At 34.8% G+C, this 22,676-nt stretch carries 22 protein-coding genes and 1 pseudogene; 18 read left to right on the top strand and 5 right to left on the bottom strand.

Annotated features, from left to right (window positions below):
* The first annotated feature begins 16 nt into the window (after positions 1-16).
* Genes BLQ19_RS10990 through gldD form a run of 3 tightly spaced genes read left to right on the top strand, consistent with a single transcriptional unit; the run spans position 17 to position 2,391 of the window.
* Positions 17-490 (top strand): single-stranded DNA-binding protein, encoded by a 474-nt coding sequence (locus BLQ19_RS10990; RefSeq protein ID WP_024479166.1) that lies wholly within the window; start codon positions 17-19, stop codon positions 488-490.
* Positions 491-512: 22 nt separating this feature from the next.
* Positions 513-1,841, top strand: coding sequence for a gliding motility-associated protein GldE (locus BLQ19_RS10985; protein ID WP_074538367.1), 1,329 nt, complete (start codon positions 513-515; stop codon positions 1,839-1,841).
* On the top strand, positions 1,831-2,391 hold the full coding sequence (gene gldD / locus BLQ19_RS10980) for a gliding motility lipoprotein GldD (protein ID WP_024479164.1): 561 nt from the start codon (positions 1,831-1,833) through the stop codon (positions 2,389-2,391). The genes BLQ19_RS10985 and gldD overlap by 11 nt, the downstream gene beginning before the upstream one ends.
* Positions 2,392-2,403: 12 nt before the next feature.
* Here gldD and BLQ19_RS10975 read toward each other — a convergent pair whose 3' ends face one another.
* From BLQ19_RS10975 to BLQ19_RS10965, 3 genes are all read right to left on the bottom strand, one after another.
* Positions 2,404-2,820 (bottom strand): hypothetical protein, encoded by a 417-nt coding sequence (locus BLQ19_RS10975; RefSeq protein WP_029445065.1) that lies wholly within the window; start codon positions 2,818-2,820, stop codon positions 2,404-2,406.
* Positions 2,821-2,971: 151 nt separating this feature from the next.
* Positions 2,972-5,050 carry a M16 family metallopeptidase gene (locus BLQ19_RS10970; protein ID WP_074538366.1) on the bottom strand — a complete coding sequence of 693 codons (2,079 nt, stop codon included), beginning with the start codon at positions 5,048-5,050 and terminating at the stop codon, positions 2,972-2,974.
* A gap of 28 nt (positions 5,051-5,078) precedes the next feature.
* Complete coding sequence (locus BLQ19_RS10965) at positions 5,079-6,401, bottom strand: M16 family metallopeptidase (protein ID WP_025613882.1); 1,323 nt, start codon at positions 6,399-6,401, stop codon at positions 5,079-5,081.
* Between the two features lie 209 nt (positions 6,402-6,610).
* On the opposite strand from BLQ19_RS10965, the pseudogene BLQ19_RS10960 reads away from it, so the two are divergent.
* From BLQ19_RS10960 to BLQ19_RS10935, 6 genes and pseudogenes are all read left to right on the top strand, one after another.
* Positions 6,611-7,055: pseudogene (locus BLQ19_RS10960) on the top strand (DUF4199 domain-containing protein).
* A 111-nt stretch (positions 7,056-7,166) separates the two neighbouring features.
* Entirely contained in the window at positions 7,167-7,814 is a 648-nt protein-coding gene (rplU, locus tag BLQ19_RS10955; RefSeq protein ID WP_024479159.1) for a 50S ribosomal protein L21, read from the top strand.
* 26 nt (positions 7,815-7,840) lie between these two features.
* On the top strand, positions 7,841-8,101 hold the full coding sequence (gene rpmA / locus BLQ19_RS10950; protein WP_024479158.1) for a 50S ribosomal protein L27: 261 nt from the start codon (positions 7,841-7,843) through the stop codon (positions 8,099-8,101).
* Between the two features lie 155 nt (positions 8,102-8,256).
* The gene (locus BLQ19_RS10945; protein WP_074538365.1) at positions 8,257-9,846 is read left to right on the top strand and encodes a tetratricopeptide repeat protein; all 1,590 of its coding nucleotides are present in this window, start codon (positions 8,257-8,259) and stop codon (positions 9,844-9,846) included.
* 166 nt (positions 9,847-10,012) lie between these two features.
* Positions 10,013-12,877, top strand: coding sequence for a TonB-dependent receptor (locus BLQ19_RS10940; protein WP_083332238.1), 2,865 nt, complete (start codon positions 10,013-10,015; stop codon positions 12,875-12,877).
* 34 nt (positions 12,878-12,911) lie between these two features.
* Positions 12,912-13,931, top strand: a complete 1,020-nt coding sequence (locus BLQ19_RS10935; RefSeq protein WP_074538393.1) for a phytase — start codon at positions 12,912-12,914, stop codon at positions 13,929-13,931.
* Between the two features lie 60 nt (positions 13,932-13,991).
* On the opposite strand, the gene BLQ19_RS10930 is transcribed toward BLQ19_RS10935, so the two are convergent.
* The gene (locus BLQ19_RS10930) at positions 13,992-15,098 is read right to left on the bottom strand and encodes an SDR family oxidoreductase (RefSeq protein ID WP_074538364.1); all 1,107 of its coding nucleotides are present in this window, start codon (positions 15,096-15,098) and stop codon (positions 13,992-13,994) included.
* 82 nt (positions 15,099-15,180) lie between these two features.
* Positions 15,181-16,497 (bottom strand): adenosylhomocysteinase, encoded by a 1,317-nt coding sequence (gene ahcY / locus BLQ19_RS10925; protein WP_024479153.1) that lies wholly within the window; start codon positions 16,495-16,497, stop codon positions 15,181-15,183.
* A 76-nt stretch (positions 16,498-16,573) separates the two neighbouring features.
* Here ahcY and BLQ19_RS10920 point away from each other — a divergent pair, with 76 nt between their 5' ends.
* The 9 genes from BLQ19_RS10920 (at position 16,574) to BLQ19_RS10880 (ending at position 22,532) form a co-directional block, all read left to right on the top strand.
* Positions 16,574-17,206, top strand: coding sequence for a 4'-phosphopantetheinyl transferase family protein (locus BLQ19_RS10920; RefSeq protein ID WP_074538363.1), 633 nt, complete (start codon positions 16,574-16,576; stop codon positions 17,204-17,206).
* Between the two features lie 6 nt (positions 17,207-17,212).
* Entirely contained in the window at positions 17,213-17,473 is a 261-nt protein-coding gene (locus BLQ19_RS10915; protein ID WP_074538362.1) for a hypothetical protein, read from the top strand.
* Complete coding sequence (pnuC, locus tag BLQ19_RS10910; RefSeq protein ID WP_024479150.1) at positions 17,457-18,086, top strand: nicotinamide riboside transporter PnuC; 630 nt, start codon at positions 17,457-17,459, stop codon at positions 18,084-18,086. Before BLQ19_RS10915 ends, pnuC begins: the two co-directional genes overlap by 17 nt.
* Positions 18,050-18,613: an AAA family ATPase gene (locus BLQ19_RS10905; protein ID WP_024479149.1), complete on the top strand. Its 564-nt coding sequence runs from the start codon at positions 18,050-18,052 to the stop codon at positions 18,611-18,613. Before pnuC ends, BLQ19_RS10905 begins: the two co-directional genes overlap by 37 nt.
* A complete protein-coding gene (locus BLQ19_RS10900) occupies positions 18,610-20,154 on the top strand; it encodes a DUF4301 family protein (RefSeq protein ID WP_074538361.1) in 1,545 nt (514 codons plus the stop codon). The genes BLQ19_RS10905 and BLQ19_RS10900 overlap by 4 nt, the downstream gene beginning before the upstream one ends.
* A 207-nt stretch (positions 20,155-20,361) precedes the next feature.
* Positions 20,362-20,667, top strand: a complete 306-nt coding sequence (locus BLQ19_RS10895; protein ID WP_025613873.1) for a hypothetical protein — start codon at positions 20,362-20,364, stop codon at positions 20,665-20,667.
* Positions 20,668-21,033: 366 nt separating this feature from the next.
* Positions 21,034-21,339, top strand: coding sequence for a hypothetical protein (locus BLQ19_RS10890; protein WP_034668376.1), 306 nt, complete (start codon positions 21,034-21,036; stop codon positions 21,337-21,339).
* A gap of 289 nt (positions 21,340-21,628) precedes the next feature.
* On the top strand, positions 21,629-21,934 hold the full coding sequence (locus BLQ19_RS10885) for a PepSY-like domain-containing protein (protein ID WP_074538360.1): 306 nt from the start codon (positions 21,629-21,631) through the stop codon (positions 21,932-21,934).
* A gap of 292 nt (positions 21,935-22,226) precedes the next feature.
* Positions 22,227-22,532 (top strand): PepSY-like domain-containing protein, encoded by a 306-nt coding sequence (locus BLQ19_RS10880; protein WP_024479144.1) that lies wholly within the window; start codon positions 22,227-22,229, stop codon positions 22,530-22,532.
* The last annotated feature ends 144 nt before the right edge of the window (positions 22,533-22,676 follow it).

The raw sequence follows: 22,676 nt of genomic DNA, 5'->3' as shown, positions 1-22,676 counted from the left end.
ACCAAATATATTTGTTATGAGTGGTACATTAAATAAGGTAATGCTAATTGGGCATTTGGGTGATGAGGTAAAGATTCACTATTTTGAAGGAGGAAACTGTATTGCACGTTTTCCTTTGGCAACAAATGAATCCTATACTAATAGACAGACAGGAGAAAAAGTAACAAATACAGATTGGCATAATATTGTTATTCGTAATAAAGCTGCTGAAGTATGTGAAAAATATTTGAGCAAAGGAGATAAGATATATGTAGAAGGTAGATTAAAAAATAGGCAATGGCAAGGAGAAGATGGTCAGCCTAGATATACTACAGAAGTACATGTTCAAGACTTTACCTTTTTAACAACAAAAGCAAATTCTGGAGCGGTACAAAATAATCAACCTACTTCAAACGTTCAGAATACGGCGGCAAGTAAACCTGTAGATGCTCCATCGGCATCTAATCAGGTAACTAATGCACCAGAACAAGAAGATGATTTACCATTTTAAATTAAAACTTAATTTTTAAACTTTGGATCCAGACCCCTTTAGGCAGTTTTTAGCTTTTGTTGCTTTTGATAGCGCCTTGGCACTTAAATTAGTAGTGCTTTTTATATTATTATTGTGTTCTGCATTAATATCAGGGGCAGAAGTGGCATACTTTGGTTTGTCTGCATCAGAGATCAACGCCATTGATGAAGAAAAAACGGCAAAAGGAGGTGTTGTTGTAAAATTGTTAGAGAAGCCTAAAAAGCTTTTGGCTACAATTTTAATTGCAAATAATTCCATCAATATAGCTATTGTTTTACTGTTTAGTGCTATTGGAGATCTCATGTTTGAAGAGGTTACCTATAAGTTGTTTGGTTTTTTGTCCGTACGTTTTCTTTTAGAAGTGGTAGTGGTAACTTTTCTTATCTTGATGTTTGGTGAGATTTTGCCTAAAGTGTATGCAAATAGAAACCAGAAGAGTTTTGCATATACTATGTCTTACCCATTAAAAGTGCTCGATGTTGTTTTTACACCATTGAGTGCGCCCATGAGATCTATAACTTTATTCTTACATAAGAAATTAGGAAAACAGAAATCTAGTTTAAGTGTAGATCAACTGTCGCAAGCTTTAGAGCTTACTTCAGAAGGGGATACCACTAAAGAAGAACAGAAGATTTTAGAAGGGATAGTTTCTTTTGGGAATACGGATACCAAGCAGGTAATGCGGCCTCGTATAGATATTTTTGCATTGAATGTAGATATGAAATTTCTAGAGGTTATTGAGGAAATTAAGAAAAGAGGGTATTCCAGAGTTCCTGTATTTGCAGAGAATGTAGATAATGTAAAAGGGGTATTGTATGTAAAAGATTTGCTTCCTTATATAGATAGGAAAACTTTTAATTGGATGACCTTGGTGAGGGAGCCTTATTTTGTTCCTGAAAATAAAAAGTTAGATGATTTATTATTAGAGTTTCAGGAGAAGAAAAACCATTTAGCGGTCGTAGTAGATGAGTATGGTGGTACTTCGGGAATTGTAACCTTAGAAGATATTATAGAAGAAATAGTAGGAGATATTAGTGATGAATTTGATGACGAAGATCTTATTTTTTCAAAACTAGATGATAATAAGTATTTATTTGATGGTAAAACGGCCCTGAAAGATTTTTACCGAGTTATTAAGATTGATGACGAAACAAATTTTGAAGAACGTAAAGGTGAATCTGAAACTATAGCAGGTTTTATTCTTGAAATCGCAGGAAGCTTTCCTAAAAGGGGAGAGGTTGTTGAGTTTGATGGGTTTACTTTTGTTATAGAAAGTTTAGATAAGAAAAGACTAAAACAAATAAAAGTTATTTTGCCAAATGAAGAATAGGTTAGTTGTTTTTTTAGTTGTTACAATATTAGCTGTAGCAGGGTGTACGGAAGAAAGTGTCATGCCAAAACCAAAAGCTATGTTGCGTTTAGATTATCCTATGGCGAATGAGGTGCTGTTAGAAACAGATCGTTTTTCATTTAATTATAATGATCGAGCTAAGCCTATAATCAAAAATCAAAATGCTATTGTTATAGATTATCCTTCTATGCGTGGTTCTATATTTGTGACGCATAAAAAAGTAGAGGATAATTTGAATAAGTTGATTGCGGATGCAGAAAAATTGTCTTTAGATCATATGAAAAAGGCAGATAATATTCAGCCTAGAACATTTATTAATGAGGAAAATAAGGTATATGGCACTTATTTTCAAATCATAGGGGATGCCGCTTCGCAATCGCAGTTTTATTTAACAGACAGTGTTCAGCATTTTATAACAGGTTCTGTCTATTTTTATTCTAAGCCTAATTACGATTCTATTTTGCCTGCGGCTGATTATCTTCAGGAAGATATGCGTGCTATTATGGAAACTTTGCGTTGGAAAAACTAACGAAGAAACTCCTTATTTTAAAAGAGCTTCTGCGTTTTCAATACTTGTATTCATTTTATCTCTTAAAGCTTTTACTTTAACCTCTTCCTCGTCTAAAAAGCGTTGCTTTTCTTTGGTTAATTTTTTTCCTTTCATGATCTCATCAGATTCAAAGCGATCGCCAAAACCTTTCATCCACTCCATCATAGATTTATTAGCGTCTCTTAGGTCTGCTTGAGCGTTTAAGAGTGTTTCCGTAGAATCTGTTTCCTGAATTTTTTCATCTATTTTACTGATCAGTCTTCCAATGGTACTCATTTTAGGCATCACTTCATCGTGAACCGCCATGACTTGCTGCATTTGTGTAGGAGCTTCTTTTGTGTCAGAATCCTTACAGGAATAAGTTAATGATATTGCTATAACTGAGAGGATAAGGCCTAGTTTTTTCATAATCTATTATTGTACTACAAAGATACTATATCTTTCTTTTTTAAAGTTTGTAAAGCGTATTTAGAATGTCTTTTTGTTAAACTATTAAAAAAACCCTTCAAAACTAAATAATTAGCATTGAAGGGTTTTAGATGTTATTTTAAGGTTTTAATTACTCAAAATCGGCATCTGTGATTCCTTTATTAACGGTAGCGGAAATTAATTTGCTTTCCATTTTCTGCGGACCTAAAGAAGCAGATTTTGTACCAGGAAATTTGATACCTTCTATTTCTTGATAGTCAGATAATTCAGATTCTTGTGCTTGTGTCTGTCCATTCATGCTAGTGGTAGAAACTTCTTTCACCTTAAGGCCTGTTTCAACTGCGTAAAAATAAGAAGCAGAAACTACTTCTCCGGGAACATCAATTTTATACGCTTTTACACCATTAACGTCTTCAATACCTACTAGTTTTGCCTTACCGGTAGCCATAAATGTTTGTTCAGGAAAAATACCTAAAGCGTTTTTCATGTCGGCAACCATATTCTCTGGCAAAGGCATTTTGTTGCCACCTTGTTTCATGTATAATTCATCACCTTTGGCTATAACACCTTGCATAGGAGCGTCATTCATATACATCGTCATAGCGTATTTGTCTGCCGTTCTTTTTTCCTCTGTTTTTATCTTAGATCCCATTGCGGAGCCCTCGTAAACCAAGATTAAAGAAGTGATAGCGTTTACTTTATCTTTACCGCCAATAGCTTCAAAATAGTTATCAATTACGGTTTGTGCAGATACGCCTTGTGGTAGTGCAGCATTGTAATCGGGCTTTTCGGTAGAATTTATTTTTTTATCGTAATACTTTACAGGAATTGTTTTTCCGTTGAAAGTTACTTTTTCTAAATTCTCAAGAACTTCACTTCCTTTACCAGCAACGACTATTCTGGCGTTAGCAGTCGTGAAATACTTGTTGGCAGCTTTTTGTACATCGGCAACCGTTACAGCATTGATGCGTTCTAGATAGGTCTTATAGTAATCTTTAGGTAATCCTTCTGTCTCAATGTTTAAAGCATACCCAGCAATAGTTTCTGGGCGCTCTAATGCCATTATAAAACGACCGATATACTTAGCTTTTGTGTTTGCTAAATCTTTTTCAGTAACAGGCTGTGTTTTGATTTTATCTATTTCTTTTAAGATTTCAACGATAGAACTATCAGTAACAGCATTTCTAACTTGAGCAGTAGCTCTAAATCTTGCAGGTGCATATTTGTCATTACCTAGACTAGAGTAGGAGCCATAAGTATATCCTTTATCTTCTCTTAAATTTAAAAATAAGCGTCCTTCTCCTCCGCCACCAAGAATTTGGTTGGTAATTAAAGCTGGAAAATAATCGGGATCACTCATTTTTAAGTCTACTAAACTTTCTACAGCTATTTCAGATTGTACAGCATTAGGTACATCTACAAAGTTTATTTGTGTGTATTGAACGTCTGATGGTTTAGAGAATTGAAATGATGGAGGTGTTGCTTTTGTCCAAGCGGTAAAATTCTTCTTAACTAATTTCTCTACCTCTTTTACGTTCACATCACCAATAATAATTAGATAAGCATTTGCAGGTACAAAATAGTTAGAATAAAACTTTTGAACATCAGTAAGATTAATGTTGTTAATGCTTTCTGCGGTACTGAACTCTCCATAAGGATGATTTTTTCCGTAAGCTAAAGCAGTTTGTGCTTTGTTGGCTATAGAGGCTACGTCATTCTCTTCCGATTTGATTCCGGTAAGGATTTTTTCCTTTTCCTTGTCAAATTCTTCCTGTGTGAAGTTAGGGTGTATGGCAGCATCAGCCATTAATTCAATAATTCTAGGGAAATATTTAGATAAAGAAGAGGCAAAAGCGCTTTGTGATCCAAAATTGATGCTAGCGCCTAGAAAATCTACCTCTTGGTTGAAATCATCTTTAGAGATCGTTTTGGATCCATTTCCTAATAAGCTAGAAACAAATGCGCTTACACCTGCTTTGTCTCCTTCTGCAACTGGTGGGTTGTCTATTCTTAACTGAATAGAAACTCTTGGTAGTTTATGATTCTCAACCACTAAAACTTTAAGTCCGTTTTTAAGTTCAAAACGTTGTGGTTCTTTTAAATTGATTTCTGGAGCAGGTCCTGCTTTAGGCATGACACTCCTGTCTATTTGTGCATTGGATGCCATGGCAAATAATGCAAAAACTAATGTAATATATATATTTTTCATGTGTGCTTTATTTATCTCAGGGTGCTAATTAATTCGCTGGTTTTTCTTCTGGTAAATATTCTAAAACAACTCTTTGGTTAGGATTCAGATATTTTTTAGCAACGGCTTTAATCTCTTCGCGAGTAATAGATCTGTAAATATCTATTTCAGTGTTGATTAGGTTGGTGTCATCATAAAGCATGTAGTTTCTTACTAATGAATTAGCAATACCTTCAACACTAGCATTAGAATTCACGAAATTATTTTCAAATATATTCTGAAGTTTTTGAAATTCATTTTCTGAAATTAATTCCGTTTGTAATTTTACAATTTCTTCGTCAATTTCTTTTTGAATTGCTTCTAGGGTGTTTTCACCTACAGGTAGTCCACCTACGATATAAGTTCCATAATCTTCTTGAGAACCGTTGAATGCAAATACTTGTAGTGCCATTTTCTTTTCATCAACAATTTTCTTGTACAGTCTTGAGCTTTTGCCATCACTTAAAATAGTGGAAACCATATCTAATACATAAGCTTCTCTATTGGTTTGTTCAGGAGTACGATATCCTAACATAATCAAAGGAATTTGAATGTTAGGATCTCTAAATTCTGCTTTGATTGTTTGTGTAATAGGTTCTTCCTTAAAAGTCTCTCTCTTTATAGCGTCACCTTTTGGGATACTTCCAAAATAATCTTGAATCATTTTTTTTGTAGCGCTCATCTCAAAATCACCAGCAACTACTAATGAAGCATTGTTAGGAACGTAGTACATTTTGTTAAACTTTTTAAAATCCTCTAAAGTAGCACTCGCTAAATGCTCTAAAGAACCAATAGTTTGCCAGCGGTAAGGATGGTTTTTAAACAAGTTTTTGGACATTACTTCTCTCCAACGGCCATAAGGAGCGTTATCATAGCTTCTTCTCTTTTCTTCCTGAACAACTTCTTTCTGTGTGTCTACGCCAATTTTATTAATGATAGGATGTAGCATACGTTCAGATTCTAACCATAATCCTAATTCAAGGTTGTTAGAAGGGAAGACTTCATAATAATAGGTTCTGTCTTGTGTGGTGTTGGCATTATTTTGGCCTCCATTGGATGCCACAATTTCAAACCATTTACCGCGCTCAATGTTTTCTGTTCCTTCGAAAAGCAAGTGCTCAAAGAAGTGAGCGAAACCTGTTTTTTCTGGATCTTCATCTTTTGCGCCAACATGATACATTACGGCAGTTGTTACTAATGGTGCGCTATTATCTTGATGTAAGATAACATGTAGACCATTTTCTAAGTCATACTCTTCAAAAGCCACTTCTTGGGCTTGCATCCCAAGAGCAACTAAGGAAAGTGATGCAGCTAGAACTAATTTTCTTCTCATTTTAATAGTGTTATATAGTATTGTTTGTCGATAAATTTAAGGATTATCGACATTAATTTGACTATTTGTAGGTGGAAATTATCATTTGTTACAATAAAATGGACTTTTTTCTACAATTATTTTTTAAATAATTGATTATTAATGAATTGTGTGGTGAGCGCTGCCTTTTTTTTCTTAAATTATACGAAGTAATTTAAAATGATATGATTATGAAAAAATTTACGCTACCCATTAGGTTTGGTATTGCTACTAGTGGTTGTTTAATTGCCTATTTTCTCGTGTTGTCCTTGTTTAATTTACATGTTAATGGGTTTTATAGTTCGTTTAATAGTATAATTACCGGTTTTGGGATTTATGAGGCTATTAAGTTCACTAAAGTTTTAAAAGGGAAAACATTTGATTACCGCCAAGGATTTTGCTGCAGGAATTACAACCGGTTTTCTTGCCACACTAATTTTTACAATATTTTTTGCCTTTTACGCAACAGAAATTAATATTGACTTTCTACCTGAACTTTCTAAAGTATGGTTTAAGGAATATCATACGGGAGAGGGTTTGTTGTTTTTTACTGTGGCAATAATGGGCTTTGCTACGACGGTAGTACTTACCTTAGCATTTATGCAGTTGTTTAAGTCATCTAATAATTTAAAATGAATTTAAGCTTAATTTCCTTAAAAAACACTTGCTAGTTAAGTATTTAGCAGTATATTTGCACCCGCCTAATGAAATAGGTGATAAAATATTGATTAATAACAAACACAAGCTATGTACGCAATTGTAGAGATAGCAGGGCAGCAATTTAAAGTTGCGAAAGACCAAAAAGTGTATGTTCACCGTTTACAGAACGAAGAAGGTAGCAAAGTTACTTTTGATAATGTTCTTTTATTAGAAGACGGTAGCAACATTACTATTGGCGCCCCAGCTATAGACGGAGCCGCTGTTGAGGCAAAAGTCATTAAGCACCTTAAAGGTGACAAAGTAATCGTTTTTAAGAAAAAAAGACGTAAAGGTTACAAAGTTAAAAACGGTCACAGACAGTATTTAACGGAATTAGTAATTGAAAGCATAGTTTCTTCAGGTGCTAAAAAAGCAGAGAAGAAAGCAGAGCCTAAAAAAGAAGCTGTAAAAGCCGCTCCTAAAAAAGCAGCCGCTAAAGCTACTGACAAAGCTGACGACTTGAAAAAAGTTGAAGGTATTGGGCCAAAAATTGCTGAAACATTGGTTGCTGCAGGAATTTCAACTTTTGCTGAATTAGCAAAAACTGATGCTGCAAAAATCTCTGAAATCATCGCTGACGTTCGTGGAAATCACGTTACTGACACATGGCCAGCGCAAGCTAAATTAGCTGCTGAAGGTAAGTGGGATGAGTTGAAAAAATGGCAAGATGAATTAGATGGTGGGAAACCAGCATAAGTTTAACAAAATAAAACCGTAACAAAATGGCACATAAGAAAGGTGTAGGTAGTTCTAAAAACGGTAGAGAATCAGAATCGAAACGTTTAGGTGTTAAGATTTTTGGTGGTCAGGCTGCTATTGCTGGTAACGTATTAGTTAGACAGCGTGGAACTAGACACAATCCAGGTGAAAATGTATACGCAGGAAAAGATCACACTTTACACGCTCGTGTAGATGGTATCGTAAAATTCCAAAAGAAAGCGGGAGGGAAATCTTTCGTATCTATTGAGCCTTTCGAAGCTTAAGAGATAATTTCTTTATACAAAATAATACCCTTTATTGCTTTCATTAGCGATAAAGGGTTTTTGCGTTACACCAAATACTTTACTTAATCATAATACCTGCTTAAACTTAAGGTTACGCCAATCTTGTACTTTTCAAGATTAAATCCAGGTATTGCGTGTTCTCAAAACTATTCCTTCTTTATCTTTTTATATTTTTTAATACAGCACAACTCATTTCTCAGGAGGCGGTGAAATTTGATGTAGCTAAGGATAGTATTGATCTTGTCTTCATACGGTTAAACGAGCACCTTAAAAGTGAATTAAAATCTTCAGATGCACGAACTATAGCTACAGCACACTTGAAACTAGGTGTTTTTTGCCAAGAGAATGAAGTGTATTCTGAAGCTATAAATCAGTTTAACAAAGCAATTTTATTATTAGGTAAAGATAATCATGAAAGCTTATTTCTTGAATTGGTAAATAGACTGGGTATTGTTCATTTACAACTTAAAAACTATAAGGCAGCAGAACATTATTTCCGAATTGGACTTGAGGAAGCTTTGTTACAAAAAAATAAGACTCAATTAGCTTATGCTAAAAGTAACCTTGGAACATCTTTTGAAAAGCAACAACGATATGATGAGGCTTTGAAATTTCAAAAAGAAAGTATAGAATTATACTCAGCGCTTAAAGATGCCGAAGGGGTATCTATTGTGTATGAAAATATAGGGAGCGTCTACGAAGATTTAGAACAGTACCAAAAGGCACTTGGTTATTTTCAGAAATCTCTGCAATATCATACATCAACTACCGATGCGCGTTTCGCAAATATTTTAAATAATTTAGGGGATGTATACCGGAAATCAAAATCGTGCAAGGAGGGACTCCAGTATACTCAAAAAGCGCTAGAAATTTCAAAAATACTCGGCCATGCTCATGAAGAGGCTAGCAGTCATAAAGATTTGGCGGAGAATTTTGAATGTATGGGAAACTACGCATTGGCGGTGACTCACCTAAATGAATTTATTCGTATCGACAAAGAAAATAAACGGGTGCAAAATGCTAATCAAGGACGTGCACTTCAGATTATTTATGATACAAAGGAGAAGGAGTCGCAAATTCAATGGTTACTACAAAATAGTAAGATTGATCGTGCTCAGAAGGCAATACTTATGGTTTCTGTAGTGTGTTTTTTTATTTTCATACTTCTTGGGTATACCTATGTAAAGAAAAAACGGATACAAACAGAAAAGGAAACCAAGTACAAGCAACAACTGTTACAGGTAGAATTAAGTAAAAAGCATTTGGAAGAAGAGAATTTACAGCGGGAAGTAGCTGTTAAAAACGCATCATTATCAAGATACAGTTTATATATTTCTCAGAAGAATAAGATGCTAGCAGATTTTGCGCTGACCCTGAAGAATTCGTTAGATAGAAATAATATAGATTTAAAGAGGAAGCTTAAAGCCTTGATTAAGGAAATCGATTTTAATTTATCACAGGAGCAGGAGTGGGGAGAGTTTATGGTGCTGTTTCAAGAAACACATCCGGCATATCAAAATCAAATTAATAGCAAGGCCTTGGAGGTTTTGTCTCCGGCAGAATTTAGATTAAGTATTCTTTTAAGGCTTGGTTTGTCATCTAAAGAAATAGCTTCAATTTTAAGATTAACACCAGATAGTGTTAGAGTTTCTAGATACCGTCTAAGAAAAAAATTACCCATTACCTCTAAAGAAGATTTAACTGCTTTTTTGCGTTCCATATAGCCGTTTTTGGGCTAGTGTTTCTACTAGGTTATTGCAATGTAAATTAATCTTTATTGTTGCCTTGTTGTTTCCTTTGTTTTAAGCCGTTGTTGCCATTTTGTTTTCATTAAAAAAACATGCTATGTGTTTGATATACATAATTTTGAACTGTAAATAACCAATGAAAATGAAAACAAAAAATTCTTTAAAATTTATGCTATTCCTGCTTTTTGTTGCTTGTAATAGTATAGTGGTCAATGCTCAAAATGGCAATGTGGAAGGTACAATCTCTGATGAAAACGGATTAATTGTGCCCGGAGCTACCGTACTTATTCCGTCCTTAAAAAAGGGAGTGGTGTCCGACTTTGATGGGCACTTTTCTTTTGTTCAAATTCCAGCGGGTACACATCTGCTTACTATTTCATATTTAGGGTATGGTGATGTTGATCAAGTGGTAACTGTTTTAGAAAATAAGACCACATCTGTACAGTTTTCCATTGCACCCAAAAGTTTGGAGTTAGAAGGGGTAGAAGTGGTAAGTTACGGTTTGGGTAGTCAAGCTAAGGCGTTAAATACTCAGAAAAATAATATGAATATTACCAATGTCGTCTCAACAGATCAGATAGGAAAGTTTCCGGATTCAAACATTGGTGATGCTGTAAAACGTATACCGGGTATCACAATGCAGGTAGATCAGGGAGAGGCGCGTAACATTATTATACGTGGGTTATCTCCACAATTAAATTCGGTGACCTTAAATGGTAGCCGTGTGCCTTCTGCTGAAGGAGATAATAGAAATGTGCAGATGGATTTAATTCCAGCAGATATGATTCAGACAATTGAGGTAAGTAAGGCAGTTACTCCAGATATGGATGCTGATGCATTGGGAGGTTCTGTAAATTTGATTACTAAAACATCACCACAAGGATTTAGGCTTTCAGCAACAGCGGGTTCAGGGGTAAATTTTATTACAGATAAGCCCATCTATAATGGTTCCTTTCTTCTAGGAGATAGGAGTGCTAATGGTAAATTTGGTTGGATGGTTTCTGCATCTTATAATAATAATGATTTTGGGTCTGATAATGTTGAGGCAGAGTGGACCGATGAATTTGAGTATAATACAGGAGTAGATGATGCCGAAGGGGAGCCTATTTTGGAAGAAGTAGCGGTAGATCCTTATACGAATGTTTTTGAACAGCGAGAATATTTGGTGCAACGGGTAAGGCGTAGCTTTTCTGCAAATATGGATTATAAAATAGATGGGAATAATACACTCTTTTTAAAGAGCATATATAACTGGAGAGATGATAGAGAGAATCGATTTAGGCTTCAAAGTGAAATTTTAGATGCGGAAGATATAGCGCTAGGAGATTTTACAATAACAGACGGAGTTCCAACCATGTTTCCTGCTGAAGTGGCTCGTGAGACGAAAGGGGGTATTGATAATAAAAGAAACAAAAACAGACGTTTAGAAGATCAGCGTATGCAAAACTATAGCCTTGGAGGTAAGCATCTGTGGGGTGATGTAAAAGTGGATTGGATGACTTCTTTTGCTAAGGCTTCTGAGGAACGATTAAATGAACGTTATTTTGTATTTGCTTCTGAATATATTGTTTCAAATGATAATACTGACACGCGCTTTCCTATAATGACGGCTGCCAATGCTTCTGATGCTTCTTTGGAGAATTTTGAATATGACGAAGTAACCGAAGAGAATCAGTTTACCAAAGAGGAAGATTTTAATGTGTTTGTAAATTTTGAATTGCCAACAGATTTCTTTGGGCAGGGGGATGGTACACTGAAGTTTGGTGCTAGAGCCAGAATGAAAACAAAGTTACGTGAAAATGATTTTTTTGAGTATGATTTGGAAGATGACTATCCAACACTAGCTTCAACGGTTACTAGAAATATCTCCGATGCTGATTTTCTAGCGGGGAGTAAATATCAGATAGGTTCTTTTGTAGATGAGGAGTGGTTAGGTTCTTTAAATCTTGTGAATGGCGAGGCTATTCCAGATGAGTTTTTGAGAGAAAACTATACTGTAGACGAGAATGTTTTTGCAGGTTATATCATGGCAAATCAAAAACTATCTGAAAATTTAGGAATGCTTTTTGGGGTACGTTTGGAGCATACGGAAGTAACCGCTATAGGAAACCGAATTGCAGATGAAGAAAATTTAGAAGGTGAAATAAGGGCTGAAAGCTCCTATACTAACGTAATGCCTGGAGTGCATTTTAAATATACGGTTTCTGATGCTACCGTGTTGCGTTTGGCATGGACAAATACGTTGGCAAGACCAAATTATGCAGATCTGGTTCCTTCCGTAGATGTAGTTTCTGGAGATGAAGAAATTGTATTAGGGAATCCAAACTTGGAAGCAACTACCGCAATGAATTTTGATTTGATGGCAGAACATTATTTTGAAAGTGTAGGCTTGCTTTCTGGAGGTCTGTTTTACAAAAATATTGATAACTTCATCTATACTTTTGTAGGAGAAACTACAGATGATACGTATGGGGCAGGTACTGCAGGATATGATATTTTTCAGCCATTAAATGGCGAGGGTGCTAGTATTTTTGGAGCCGAATTTGCATTCCAGCGCCAATTAGATTTCTTGCCTGGCTTTGCTAGAAACTTTAGTATGTACCTTAATTATACCTTCATCACGTCTGCTGCAAATGGGATCATGAATGAGGACGGTGATGAAAGAGACGACGTAGACTTGCCTAATACGACTCCTAATACTTTTAATGCCTCTTTGGCGTATAATGATAAAAGGTTCTCCGCCAGATTATCAGGAAATTTTACAGACGCTTATATTGATGAGCTGGGTGGAAATGATTTTGAGGATCGTTATTATGATACTCAGTTCTTCTTAGATTTTAATACTAGTTATAAGGTGAGTGCTGGCCTTAGCATATATGCCGATATTAACAATATTACGAATCAACCCCTGCGTTATTTCCAAGGTGTAAAAGAGCGCACGCAGCAGATGGAGTACTACGGACAGCGTTTTACTATTGGTTTAAAGTATGACTTGTTTAAAAAGTAACCCATTTAAGTGTATTTCAATTAAAGAAAGTAAGATGAAAAAAATAGTAGTATATAGCGTGTGGTCCTTTTTAGTAATGAGCGCATGTAAATCAGATAAATTACCTGCAGTGGCTCCGGATATTAAGACCGAAAAAACTTTAAACGATACGGATGATCCTGCTATCTGGGTAAACCCCATTGATGCCTCAAAAAGTATTGTTTTTGGTACAGATAAGGAAACGAATGGTGCTGTGTATGCATTTGATTTGCAAGGTAAAATTATAGCGAGTAAGACCATTAGAAATATAAAACGGCCTAATAATGTAGATCTTGCCTATGGTTTTAAGTTAAACGATTCTTCAAAGACCGATGTTCTTTTGTTTACGGAACGAGAAAAAAATCAAATTAGAATGTTCTCCGTGCCAGCGATGAATCCCTTAGATAATGGCGGATTCAAAGTTTTTGAAGATGAAGGAAACTCAGCGTTTACATATCCCATGGGAATTAGCTTATATTCTTCACCTAAAGATGGCACTTTGTATGCTATCGTAGGGCGTAAATCAGGGCCAGAACTAGGATACTTGTATCAGTATAAAATTTCAGCCGATACATTGGGTGTGGTAAAGTCTTCTTTGGTTCGGAAATTTGGAAAATTTAGTGGTAAGAAAGAGATTGAGGCTATTGCGGTAGATTCTGAATTAGGTTTTGTTTATTATTCTGATGAACAACATGGCATCCGTAAATATCATGCAGAACCTACCATGGGTGATGAGGAGCTTAGCTGTTTTGGGGGAGCCCTTTTTCAGGAAGATATAGAAGGTATTGCACTTGCGCGTTACAAAGATGGTACGGGCTATATAATAGTATCAGATCAGCAGAAAGGACAGTTCAATATTTTTTCTAGAACTACAAATGAATTTATAAAGGCCGTTAATTTATCAACCTTAGAGACGGATGGTTGTGATGTGGTAACAGTGCCTCTAAATGCAACATTTAAAAACGGTCTTTTTGTGGCAATGAATGATGAGAAAGATTTCTTTTTCTATGATTTGGCCAAATTGGGATTGGAATGAAAATAAATAAATAAAGAGGGATTAATAAGGGCTAACTATAAAAGTTAGCCCTTATTTATTTTACCATTTCTGATTTCTAAATTTTTTACCTCTTGCAAAAGTTACCGTTTCTGATAGATAATCCTCAAGATTATATTCTGGAATGGGTAAGATGCTTTCTAAAAGTGTCGTGTCCCACTCATGAGGTTTTGAGGTCATATAGGGGTGTAAATGAACGCCAATAGTCTCATAATAAAAAGCTTCCAGTTTAGATGTGAAACCTGTAGAAGCATTAATGAGGTCTTCTGTGAATGAGAAGTTAGTGTATTCAACAGCCTCCAATATTTTGGCGATACCTTTCATCATATTGGTCTCTTTAGAGTGTACAATATTTAACTGTTCAATATCTGTTGCAATTACTTTAGCGATGACTTGTGCGGCATAATCTGTAGGGATAATATTTAATCCCGTAGTTGCCGTGGTGGTAATGCGTACGGCATCATCTGAACTGTTGTTGTTAAAAAACTTTGCAAAGAGATAGAATACCATATACTTAGAAATAAAGTAATTTGGACTTTCTGTGATGTTGCCTCCAAGCACACTCGGTCTTAGTATTTGTATAGGAATGTTTTTTTCTTTTCCAGCTTCAATTAAGAATTTCTCAGAAGCATGTTTAGAGGCTTCATAGTGATTGCGATAATTTTCGCCCTTTAATATGCTGTAGTCGTTTTTAATAAGTCCGCCGATATTCCCTGCGGCAAATGCAGTACTTATGTAGACAAATTTAGTGATGTGTTTATAGAACGCATAAAAGATGTCTTTGGTGAACTGTAAGTTTTCTTTGAAAATTTCTTGTTTTGCATTGGGGTCTGTAGATAGGTTTACAAAACCTGCAGAATGAATAAAATAATTAATATGATTTTTGGAGCCTAAAAAAGAAGTTGGATTTAATAATTCATCGGCATCAATGACGCTAATTTTATTAAAAACCTCTGCTAGGTTATTCTTAATAAACTCTGGAGCATATTCGCTTGTAATCACATTTTTAATGCGATTTTCAGGAGATATTGTGGCTCTCTTTCGAACAGGAAGATAAATGCGTTCGATAGTGTCAAAGCGCTGTTCTATGAGGGAAAATAATACTCTAGAACCTAATGTTCCGGTTGCTCCTGTTAAAAGTATGTTCATTTGTTTGGTGGTCTAAGCGTAAAAAATCAAAAATCCTTATTTCATAAAAAAATAAGGATTTTGATTTTAATAGTTCAATGTTCTAGTACCTATAGTATTCAGGCTTAAATGGACCTTCAACTTTAACACCAATGTATGATGCTTGTTCTGGCTTTAATTCTGTAAGTTCTACACCTAAACGAGCTAAGTGTAAAGCAGCTACTTTTTCATCTAAATGCTTAGGTAGCATGTAAACTTCATTCTTATATTTATCATTGTAGTTCCAAAGTTCTATTTGAGCAAGCGTCTGGTTGGTAAATGAGTTACTCATTACAAAACTAGGGTGCCCAGTTGCGCAACCTAAGTTTACTAAACGTCCTTCTGCTAATAAAACAATATCAGAACCATCAATAGTATATTTATCTACTTGAGGTTTAATTTCGTCTTTTGTATGACCGTAGTTTTTGTTCAACCAAGCCATGTCAATCTCATTATCAAAGTGGCCAATGTTACAAACGATAACTTTGTCTTTCATTGCTTTAAAATGCTCTCCACGAATAATGTCTTTATTCCCTGTAGTCGTGATTACGATATCTGCATTACCAACAACAGTTTCTAGTTTTTTAACCTCAAAACCATCCATTGCCGCTTGTAAAGCACAAATAGGGTCAATTTCTGTAACGGTAACAATAGAACCAGCTCCTTTAAACGAAGCAGCAGTACCTTTACCAACATCACCGTAACCGGCAACTACGACTCTTTTACCAGCAAGCATAGTATCTGTTGCTCTTCTAATTGCATCTACAGCACTCTCACGACAACCGTATTTGTTATCAAATTTAGATTTAGTAACAGAGTCATTTACATTTATAGCAGGCATTGGAAGCGTACCATTTTTTACTCTTTCGTAAAGTCTATGAACTCCTGTAGTTGTTTCTTCAGATAAACCTTTAATACCTTCCGCAAGCTCAGGATATCTATCTAAAACCATGTTCGTTAAATCACCACCATCATCTAAAATCATGTTTAATGGCTTACGATCTTCACCAAAGAATAACGTTTGTTCAATACACCAGTCAAATTCCTCCTCGTTCATACCTTTCCAAGCATAAACAGGAACTCCTGCAGCAGCAATAGCAGCAGCAGCTTGATCTTGTGTTGAGAAAATGTTACAAGAACTCCAAGTTACTTCAGCGCCAAGAGCAACTAAAGTTTCTATAAGAACTGCTGTTTGAATGGTCATGTGTAAACAACCAGCAATACGTGCACCTTTTAAAGGTTGCTCGTCTTTGTATTCTTCTCTTAATGACATTAATCCTGGCATTTCAGCCTCTGCCAAATTAATCTCTTTTCTACCCCAATCTGCTAGAGTAATGTCTTTTACCTTGTTCGGTATATAAGAAACAGTTTTAGTGCTCATATCCTTTTTTATTTTTACTTTCGTTAAATAGCAATTTTATCACTAAGAATTTAGTGATTGCAAAGGTACTAAAGCAATGCCTCTTTACAAAACAATTACGGTAACACCTAGCATAACAGTTTTTATCTGGCAAGTAACAGAGTCTGAGGACCAACTAGCTAAGGGAATTATACTTACAGATAACTGTGCAAACAGATTAGCAGGTATGAAGTCTGAAGCGCATAGAAGAGGTTTTCTAAGTATTAGACACTTATTGGCAGAGGCTGGTTATACGGATCATGACTTATATTATGATGCAAATGGTAAACCACATTTAAATGATGGGAACCATATTTCTATAACGCATTCCCATGATTTTACAGGAATAATTGTTGCGCTATCAGATGAGGTAGGGATTGATATTGAGTTGCAGCGCGATAAAATAATGAAAATTGCACATAAATTCACACAACCAGAAGAATACAGGACACTTGCAAATGCTGACGCTATCATCCGAAAGTTAACCATTGTTTGGGGGGCGAAAGAGGCAATATATAAAATCTACTCAGAAAAAGGCTTAAGTTTTTTACAACATATTGATGTTAAAGAATTTGATTTGGAAGACGAAGAATCTATTGCCGAGATTATGTATCAAGGAAAAAACTCTTCGTATTCGGTAGATTTTTTAGAATTTGAAGGCTACACCTGTGTGTACTCTGTTAAACTATAACATAAAATGAATATTTCTGTTGAGCTTACGCTTTCCCCTTTACAAGATACTTTTGAACCTATAATTATTGCTTTTATAAAAAAGCTTAGAGATTCTAGTTTAACAGTTTTAGAAAACCCGCTCAGTACCCAGGTGTATGGGGAGTATGATGTAGTAATGTCCTTACTTCAAAACGAAATAAAAGAAGCTTTTGAGCTCATGGATAATGGCTTATTGTTTATGAAAATTGTAAAATCAGACAGGAGCGATTATGAGCCCCATTTTTAATTTTTTCTTTGAACAATATGCGCAGTATGAAACACATCATATTGTTTTAGAAATTGTTGCTGTAATTTTCGGACTTCTATCGGTAGTATTCTCTAAACAGAATAATATACTGGTCTATCCAACGGGTATGATTAGTACGGCAATCTTTGTATACCTATTAGTTATTTGGGGGCTTTTGGGAGATATGATGATAAATGTATACTATTTTATCATGAGTGTGTATGGCTGGTACGTATGGACGCGGAAGGTAGATAATGAACATACCACTCCTATTTCGAGAACAACAGCTAAAGAACACAAAATAGCGGCTATTATCTTTTTTTCTACCATTGTTTTTGTATTTGTAGTGTATCAAATTTTTGATAAGTGGACAAGCTGGACTGCTTATGTTGATACTGTAACTACAGCCATCTTTTTTGTTGGAATGTGGTTGATGGCAAAACGGAAAGTGGAAAATTGGTTATATTGGATCATCGGAGATATAATCTCAGTTCCCCTATATTTTTACAAAGGCTTTACATTCACAAGCCTTCAGTACCTTATATTTACATTTATTGCAATTTTTGGATATGCTGCATGGAAGAAAACTTTAAACAAGAACCTTCAGACGTAATAAAAATAGTTTTATTCGGGCCTGAATCTACAGGGAAAACCACTTTGTCCGGACAACTGGCGCGTTATTATAACTCGGTTTGGGTACCAGAATATGCAAGAGAATATTTGCAGGATAAATGGAACGAAGAAAAAAAAACCTGCGAGCCTAAAGATTTACTGCCTATCGCGGCGGGTCAGATGAAATTAGAAAACAAGCTTTCTAAAAAAGCTAATAAAGTTTTGATTTGCGATACTGATTTATTAGAGACCAAAGTATATTCGGAGGCGTATTATATTGGCCATTGTGATCCCGTTTTAGACAAGTATGCACTTCAGAACACCTATGATCTTTATTTTTTAACTTATATTGATGTACCGTGGGAAGAAGATGATTTGAGGGACAAACCCTTAGAGCGAGAGAAAATGTTTCAATATTTTAAAGATACCCTTGATAGGTACAACCGTAAGTATATCATATTAAAGGGCGATAAAGCAACTAGATTAAAAACAGCAATAGAACACATAAATACACTATTAGACCAATGACAGCATTTTCGAACCAAGACAAACAACAATTAGTTTCTAAAGGAATAGCAGCCGAAAAGGTTTTGAAACAAATAGAAACATTTAAAGAAGGTATTCCATTCGTAAAATTAGAGAAAGCAGCAGTTGTAGACGAAGGAATATTAAAATTCTCTGCCGATGAGGAGAAGAAGTTTATCGAATCTTTTGATGCTGAAAAAAATAAAAAATCGCTGTTAAAATTTGTTCCTGCATCTGGGGCGGCATCACGCATGTTTAAGGCGTTTTTTAATTTCTTGGAAAAATACAATCCAGAAGAAGAAGCGCTAGATGCTTATATAAGTAGAGCGGGAGATAAAGATATAAAGAAGTTTTCTGAGGAGTTGATTCACCTGCCTTTTTATGAAATAATACAATTAAGAATAAAAGGAAAGTATACTACCGAAGGAGAAGAATTATTTCTTTTTGTAAAAGAAATGCTGAGTGAGCAAGGTTTAAATTATGGTTTTTATCCTAAAGGACTATTGCCATTTCATAATTATGGTGATTATGCTGCAACTCCATTTGAAGAACATTTGAAAGAGGCAGCGCTATATGCAAGTGCGGAAGGGGAGGCTAATTTACACTTTACCATATCTGAGCAGCATGGTGAAATGTTTAATAAAGAGTTTGATGCAATTAAGGAGCGTGTGTCCGCAGCTACAAGCGCTTCATTTAATGTAAGTTATTCTTTCCAAAAAGCAGAAACAGATACTGTTGCTGTTACTATGGATAATAAACTTTTTAGAGAAGCAAGTGGTGCCATACTATTTAGACCAGGAGGGCATGGCGCGCTGATAGAAAATTTAAATGAACAAGATGCAGATATCATCTTTATAAAGAATATTGATAATGTGGTGCCTTCAAGAAATATTGAAGAGGTAGCCAATAGCAAAAAAGTATTAGCGGGACTTCTAATAGAACTTCAGAATAAAGCATTTAAATATGCTCAGGTGTTGGAAGATAAATCGAGCTTAAATTTTGATACAATGATGGAGATTAAATCGTTCTTAGAGAACCATTTAAACGCTAGATTTTCAGCTATTTTTGAAAGCTACACCATTGATGAGCAGATTGAAATTCTTATCGATAAAATAAACAGACCGATTCGTATTTGTGGAATGGTGAAAAATGAAGGAGAGCCAGGCGGAGGGCCTTTCTGGATTAAAGGTGTTAAAGGGAATGCATCACTTCAGATTATAGAATCTGCACAGATAGATGCTTCAAATGGAAGTCAAATGAATATTTTGAAAAATTCTACACATTTTAATCCAGTAGACTTAGTATGTGGGGTAAATAATTTTAAAGGTGAGAAATTCAACTTAATAAATTTTGTAGATGTAAAGCAAGGCTTTATTACAGAAAAAACTAAAGACGGTAAGGAGCTAAAAGCTTTAGAGCTTCCGGGTCTATGGAACGGAGCAATGGCTTTCTGGAATACTATTTTTGTAGAAGTACCACTAGTAACCTTCAATCCTGTAAAAACAGTGAACGATTTATTTAAAAAATCGCATCAAGTAAGCTAGGGAGTGTAGCTTAAAGTGTGTAACTTTTATACATATTTATATGGAAAAGATACACATATATACATAGTGTACTATTATTTAAATTATAAAAACCCTTGTAAATCAATGATTTGCAGGGGTTTTTCTGTTTTATAATGATTATGGCACTATTGTTTCTCTATACAAATCGAGTTTAAAAAACAAATGTAGAATTTAATTACACGATATATGAAACAGTTAGTATTTGCAACAGCATTAGCTATAGGAAGTTTAGGAACTATAACAGCAACAGAAACTACTCCGATATTCCATGATGGTATTATGGAGGGGATATTTGCTCAAGATTTTTCGGAGATTAAAATAGAGGCATTGCCAGAGGAAATTACTGCAGCCCTAGCTAAAAATTTTCCGGGAGCATCAATTTCTCAAGCTTTTGTAAATGAAGAAGCAGAATATAAATTAATAGTAACCAGCGAGACTGGGGAAGAAATGGAATTATATGCCGATGCCGAGGGGAACTGGTTAGATATGTAAGATTTTGTTAGTAGATAAAGTTAGTTAGTTTGGTTTAAAAGGAGTTGCGGGGGCAGCTCCTTTTTTTGTGCTTAAAATTAACTGATCACATAGGTTTTGGTGCTGCTATTTATTTTCTAATAACACATATTTTGGTGGAGCGGCAAGTAGTTAATGTATGATATTATAGGTAGTGATTTTTGTATACAAATTATACAACAGCTCTAAAGATTACCCAATACTATACAGATTGGTTCTTAATGAAAATAATATAAATCACTTTAAATCAGTTGTTTAGTGTTTTAAAATCCTCTTTTTGTGTTTCGGCATTATATTTTCAATAGAAGTAATAAGTTTAATAATTAATAACACTAAAATATAGATATCATGAAAAAATTAATTTTAGCATCAGCATTTGCATTTGTAGGTTTAACAGCATTTGCTCAAACAGGAGAAGAAGTAGCAATAGCAGAAACAGCAGTAGTTTCGGCAACACAAGATAGTTTTTCAGAAATTGAAACATCATCATTACCAGAAGCGGTTTCTTCTGCAGTAGCGACAAACTATCCGTCTGCAACAATTGACAAGGCTTACGTGAACGATCAAAAACAATACAAATTAGAAGTTTCATTAGAAGACGGTACTTCAGGTACACTATACGCTGATGAAAATGGTAATTGGATTGAAATGTAATAATACCCCATAATTATTTTTTATCAATTTAGTTTGTTGAAAGGGACTGTATCATATACAGTCCCTTTTTTTGTTTGGAGGGTCCGCTAGCATAGTAGTATTTGGATACATATTACACATTACCCGTAAAGTTTACCCGAAAGTATACAGGCCCGATAGTCTTGTTAAATATATAATTAGATGTAAGTCAGTCAGTTATTGTTTAGAAATCTGGTTTTTGTGTTTCGGCATCATATTTTCAATAGAAGTAATAAGTTTAATAATAGATAACACTTAAAATATAGATATTATGAAAAAATTAATTTTAGCATCAGCATTTGCATTTGTAGGTTTAACAGCAGTTGCTCAATCAGGAGAAGAAGTAGCTATGTCAGAAACAATAGTAGTTTCAGCAACGCAAGACAGTTTTTCAGAAATTGAAACATCAGAATTGCCAGAAGCGGTTTCTTCAGCAGTAGCGACAAATTATCCATCTGCAACGATTGATAAGGCGTATGTAAACGATCAAAAACAATATAAAATAGAAGTTTCATTAGAAGGTGGTACTACAGGTACACTTTATGCTGATGAAAACGGAAATTGGATTGAAATGTAATAAGACCATTAATTGATTTGTATCACGTTAGTTTGGTTGAGAGGGACTGTATTTTATACAGTCCCTCTCTTTTATTTTAAACACAGTGTAACGTACAGATTGCTTGTATATAAATTATACAGTAGGCCTAAATTTTACCCAACAATACACAGGTTGATTTTTGATGGAAATATCATAAAACACTATAAATCAGCACTTTAATTTTTTAAAATGTTGTTTTTGTGTTTCGGCATTATATTTTCAATAGAAGTAATAAGTTTAATAATTAATAACACTTTAAAATATAGATATCATGAAAAAATTAATTTTAGCATCAGCATTTGCATTTGTAGGATTAACAGCAGTGGCTCAAACAGGAGAAGAAGTAGCAATGGCAGAAACAACAGTTGTTTCAGCAACACAAGATAGTTTTTCAGAAATTGAAACATCAGCATTACCAGAAGCGGTTTCTTCTGCAGTGTCTTCAAACTATCCATCTGCAACGATTGATAAAGCATATGTAAATGATCAAAAACAATACAAATTAGAAGTTTCATTAGAAGACGGTACTTCAGGTACACTTTATGCTGATGAAAACGGAAATTGGATTGAAATGTAACAACACCAGTAATTGATTTGTATCAAGTTAGTTTGGTTGAGAGGGACTGTATTTTATACAGTCCCTTTCTTTTTTTAAGATAATTTTAAAACGTTACATCAGTCTGAATAAGGTATATTTGACGTACGTATATTGGACCACAAT

The sequence above is a fragment of the Cellulophaga baltica genome, assembly GCF_900102165.1.
In the GTDB taxonomy this organism is placed as follows: Bacteria; Bacteroidota; Bacteroidia; order Flavobacteriales; family Flavobacteriaceae; genus Cellulophaga; species Cellulophaga baltica.
This window is presented reverse-complemented; position numbering and strand designations above follow the sequence as displayed.

Excerpts from the sequence above, each read along its gene's own strand:
- BLQ19_RS10990 (WP_024479166.1), top strand. The coding sequence starts at position 17 with ATGAGTGGTACATTAAATAAGGTAATGCTAATTGGGCATTTGGGTGAT.
- gldD (WP_024479164.1), top strand. The coding sequence starts at position 1,831 with ATGAAGAATAGGTTAGTTGTTTTTTTAGTTGTTACAATATTAGCTGTA.
- BLQ19_RS10975 (WP_029445065.1), bottom strand. The coding sequence starts at position 2,820 with ATGAAAAAACTAGGCCTTATCCTCTCAGTTATAGCAATATCATTAACT.
- BLQ19_RS10970 (WP_074538366.1), bottom strand. The coding sequence starts at position 5,050 with ATGAAAAATATATATATTACATTAGTTTTTGCATTATTTGCCATGGCA.
- BLQ19_RS10965 (WP_025613882.1), bottom strand. The coding sequence starts at position 6,401 with ATGAGAAGAAAATTAGTTCTAGCTGCATCACTTTCCTTAGTTGCTCTT.
- rplU (WP_024479159.1), top strand. The coding sequence starts at position 7,167 with ATGTACGCAATTGTAGAGATAGCAGGGCAGCAATTTAAAGTTGCGAAA.
- rpmA (WP_024479158.1), top strand. The coding sequence starts at position 7,841 with ATGGCACATAAGAAAGGTGTAGGTAGTTCTAAAAACGGTAGAGAATCA.
- BLQ19_RS10940 (WP_083332238.1), top strand. The coding sequence starts at position 10,013 with ATGAAAACAAAAAATTCTTTAAAATTTATGCTATTCCTGCTTTTTGTT.
- BLQ19_RS10935 (WP_074538393.1), top strand. The coding sequence starts at position 12,912 with ATGAAAAAAATAGTAGTATATAGCGTGTGGTCCTTTTTAGTAATGAGC.
- BLQ19_RS10930 (WP_074538364.1), bottom strand. The coding sequence starts at position 15,098 with ATGAACATACTTTTAACAGGAGCAACCGGAACATTAGGTTCTAGAGTA.
- ahcY (WP_024479153.1), bottom strand. The coding sequence starts at position 16,497 with ATGAGCACTAAAACTGTTTCTTATATACCGAACAAGGTAAAAGACATT.
- BLQ19_RS10920 (WP_074538363.1), top strand. The coding sequence starts at position 16,574 with ATGCCTCTTTACAAAACAATTACGGTAACACCTAGCATAACAGTTTTT.
- BLQ19_RS10915 (WP_074538362.1), top strand. The coding sequence starts at position 17,213 with ATGAATATTTCTGTTGAGCTTACGCTTTCCCCTTTACAAGATACTTTT.
- pnuC (WP_024479150.1), top strand. The coding sequence starts at position 17,457 with ATGAGCCCCATTTTTAATTTTTTCTTTGAACAATATGCGCAGTATGAA.
- BLQ19_RS10905 (WP_024479149.1), top strand. The coding sequence starts at position 18,050 with ATGGAAGAAAACTTTAAACAAGAACCTTCAGACGTAATAAAAATAGTT.
- BLQ19_RS10900 (WP_074538361.1), top strand. The coding sequence starts at position 18,610 with ATGACAGCATTTTCGAACCAAGACAAACAACAATTAGTTTCTAAAGGA.
- BLQ19_RS10895 (WP_025613873.1), top strand. The coding sequence starts at position 20,362 with ATGAAACAGTTAGTATTTGCAACAGCATTAGCTATAGGAAGTTTAGGA.
- BLQ19_RS10890 (WP_034668376.1), top strand. The coding sequence starts at position 21,034 with ATGAAAAAATTAATTTTAGCATCAGCATTTGCATTTGTAGGTTTAACA.
- BLQ19_RS10885 (WP_074538360.1), top strand. The coding sequence starts at position 21,629 with ATGAAAAAATTAATTTTAGCATCAGCATTTGCATTTGTAGGTTTAACA.
- BLQ19_RS10880 (WP_024479144.1), top strand. The coding sequence starts at position 22,227 with ATGAAAAAATTAATTTTAGCATCAGCATTTGCATTTGTAGGATTAACA.